The sequence below is a fragment of the Janthinobacterium sp. genome, from assembly GCF_009923995.1.
Classification (GTDB): Bacteria; Pseudomonadota; Gammaproteobacteria; order Burkholderiales; family Burkholderiaceae_D; genus Janthinobacterium.
Genome location: NZ_RFSK01000131.1, coordinates 1 through 2,914, shown reverse-complemented (window position 1 = coordinate 2,914; position 2,914 = coordinate 1). Strand labels below are relative to the sequence as shown.

The 2,914-nt window shown below is 61.1% G+C and carries 3 protein-coding genes; all 3 read right to left on the bottom strand.

Annotated features, from left to right (window positions below):
* Positions 1–54: 54 nt before the first annotated feature.
* From EBS11_RS28090 to EBS11_RS28080, 3 genes are read right to left on the bottom strand one after another with little or no spacing between them, the layout of a single operon-like run.
* Positions 55–846, bottom strand: a complete 792-nt coding sequence (locus EBS11_RS28090) for an ABC transporter ATP-binding protein (protein ID WP_290608786.1) — start codon at positions 844–846, stop codon at positions 55–57.
* A gap of 11 nt (positions 847–857) precedes the next feature.
* The gene (locus EBS11_RS28085) at positions 858–1,679 is read right to left on the bottom strand and encodes an ABC transporter permease (RefSeq protein WP_290608784.1); all 822 of its coding nucleotides are present in this window, start codon (positions 1,677–1,679) and stop codon (positions 858–860) included.
* A 15-nt stretch (positions 1,680–1,694) separates the two neighbouring features.
* Positions 1,695–2,696, bottom strand: coding sequence for an ABC transporter substrate-binding protein (locus EBS11_RS28080; RefSeq protein WP_290608782.1), 1,002 nt, complete (start codon positions 2,694–2,696; stop codon positions 1,695–1,697).
* Between the last annotated feature and the right edge of the window lie 218 nt (positions 2,697–2,914).

Here is a 2,914-nt window from a genome sequence, read left to right as displayed (position 1 = left end):
TCGGACCTTAAGGTCCGACCCCGGCACTTGCTTTCGGGTTTGGCCGCACGACGACTAATCCGCTGTACTTGCCATGGTTTCCGCGTTGTGATGCCGCTGCTGCTCTTCCATCACCATCTCGCCCAGCATGCGCTTGAGGCGGTTGAACTCCGGGTCGCTCGGGTCGCGCGGGCGGGGCAGTTCGATGGCCACGTCGCGCTTGATGGTGCCGGGACGGTAGGTCATGACGATGGTGCGGTCGGCCAGGTAGATCGATTCCTCGATCGAGTGCGTGACGAACACGATGGTGGTGCCGAAGACTTTCCAGATTTTCAGCAATTCATCTTGCAGATTGCGCCGCGTCAAGGCGTCCAGTGCGCCGAACGGTTCGTCCATCAGCATGATGGGCGAATCGAGGGCCAGCACGCGGGCGATCGCCACGCGCTGGCGCATGCCGCCCGACAAGTCTTTCGGATAGCGGGCACGGAATTCCGTCAAGCCCAGCATGCTCAGCAGCATGTCGACCCGCTCCTTGATCTCGGCCGGCGTCTTGCCGGCGATTTCCAGGCCGAAGGCGATGTTGCTTTCGATGGTCATCCACGGGAACAGCGCGTATTCCTGGAACACCATGCCGCGGTCGGGACCGGGCTCGGTGATCAGCTTGCCGCCGGCCAGGATCTGGCCCGACGTCGGCTGCGAAAAGCCGGCGATGGCGTTGAGCAGGGTCGACTTGCCGCAGCCGGACGGCCCCAGCAGGCAGATGAACTCGCCGCTGGCGATTTCCAGGTTGATGTCCTTCAGGGCAATGACGTCGGCGCCGCCCGTGGTGAAGATTTTATTGACAGCGTTGATGCTGATGGTGGTCATGGCCGTTCCTCTCAGTGTTCCAGGCCGCGGTGCCACTGCAGCAGATGATTATTCAGGGCATTCATGGCGATATCGATGGCCAGGCCGAACAGGCCGATGGTGAACATGCCGGCGATAATCTTGTCAGACCAGAAATACTCGCGCGCTTCCAGGATGCGGAAACCGAGGCCGCTATTGACGGCGATCATCTCCGCCACGATCACGACGATGAAGGCCGTGCCCATGCCGATGCGCGCGCCGGCCAGGATGTAGGGCGTGGCGGCCGGCAGGATGACGCGGCGGAACATCGTCATCTGGCTGGCGCCCAGGTTGCGCGCGGCGCGGATGTAGATGCCGTCGACCTGGCGCACGCCGGCGATGGTATTCATCAGCACGGGGAAGAAGGAACCGATGCTGATCAGGAAGAAGGCGGGCGGGTTGCCCAGGCCGAACCACAGAATCGCCAGGGGGATGTAGGCGATGGGCGGAATCGGGCGCAGCACCTGCACCAGCGGGTCGAACAGTTTATAGATGGTCTTGTTCGTGCCCATCAGCAAGCCCAGCGGCAAGGCCAGGCCGGCGCCGATGGCGAAGCCGCCCAGCACGCGCGACAGGCTGGCCCAGGCGTCGTGCGGCAGTTCGCCGGAGAACATCCACACGAGGTAATTGCCCGCTTCCGGCTTGTACGCTTCCAGGGGCATCAGGTATTCATACCACTTCACCAGCACGGCCACGGGCGAGGGCAGGATCTGCGGATTGATCCAGCCGAAGGTGGACATGGCTTGCCACAGCAGCAGCACGGCCACGGGCACGGCGGCACCGTGCGCGAAGCGTTTCATCATTTGTATATTCATCGTGACACTTTCCGATTAGCGAGGTGCGTAGGACTTCTTGGCTTTTTCCAGCAGGTCCAGCTTGACCCAGTCCTTGGCGGCAGGCGGTTTGGCCATGCGGCCCACGCCGAACTTCACCATGTAGTCGGTGGTCAGCTGCACGTGGCTCTGGGTGATGTCTTCCGTGAAGATGGCGTTGTCGATGGCGTCGCGGTAATCCTCGCTCGTGATCTGGTTCTTGAACATGGATTCGCGCACGTATTTTTCCGCCAGTTTCGGGTCGGCCAAAAACGCCCGGGTGGCGGCAACGAAGCAATCCATGAAGCGCTGGGCCACGGCAGGTTTCTCTTTGTACATCTTTTCCGTCATCACGAGGGCGCGCACGGGCTCGCCCAGCGGCGTGTCATACGGCTTGATGATGGCCGAACCGTACTTCTTGTGGATGGCTTGCGTGGAATACGGCTCGGACTGGCTCATGGCGTCGATATCCTTGGTCAGCAGGGCCTGGTTCAGGTCCGGGTAGCCCATGTACAGGATCTGCACGTCCTTGCCCGGCTTGTCGGACCACGTCAGATTGGCCTTCGTCAATTCGGCAAACAGCAGGATTTCCTGCGGGCCGCCGCGCGTGACGCCCACTTTCTTGCCTTTCAGGTCGGCGATGCCCTTGATGTTCAGGTCGGGACGGCCGACGATCTGCACGCCGCCCTTGGCGAAGCCGCCCACGAGGTAGACGGGCAAGCCCGTCGCGCGGCCCGTGATGGCCGCTTCCAGCGCGCTGGCCGACACGTCGACTTCGCCGGCGATCATGGCGGGCACGATGTCGAGGCCCTTGGCGAAGATGCGTTCCTCGATCTTCAAGTCATATTTGGGGGCGATTTCCTTCATGTAGGCAACGGCGCCGTAATGGGCGAATTTCAGGTTGCCCAGGCGTACGACGTCGGCCGCATGGACGGCCAGCGGGAATTGCGCGGCCAGTGCGACGGCGACGGCCAGGGCCTTGGTGTTCAGGAAGGACGAGATGCGGAAGGTGCTTGCCATGCTGTTGTCTCCAAAAAAGGTAGATGGTTTTTATATAGGGTGAGGCTGCCGCTCTGTGGCGGTTATGAAAATATAAAAGCATCTTCCGTGCCAGTGGAGCGCATTTTGGCGTTTATTGCAAGTGATTGTTTCTAAAGGTTTAATTTGCATCTATTGAAAAGCGGAAATATTGCAATTCCGCTTTTCCGCACGGGGCGGGGGAATGGCGTGCGGATTGC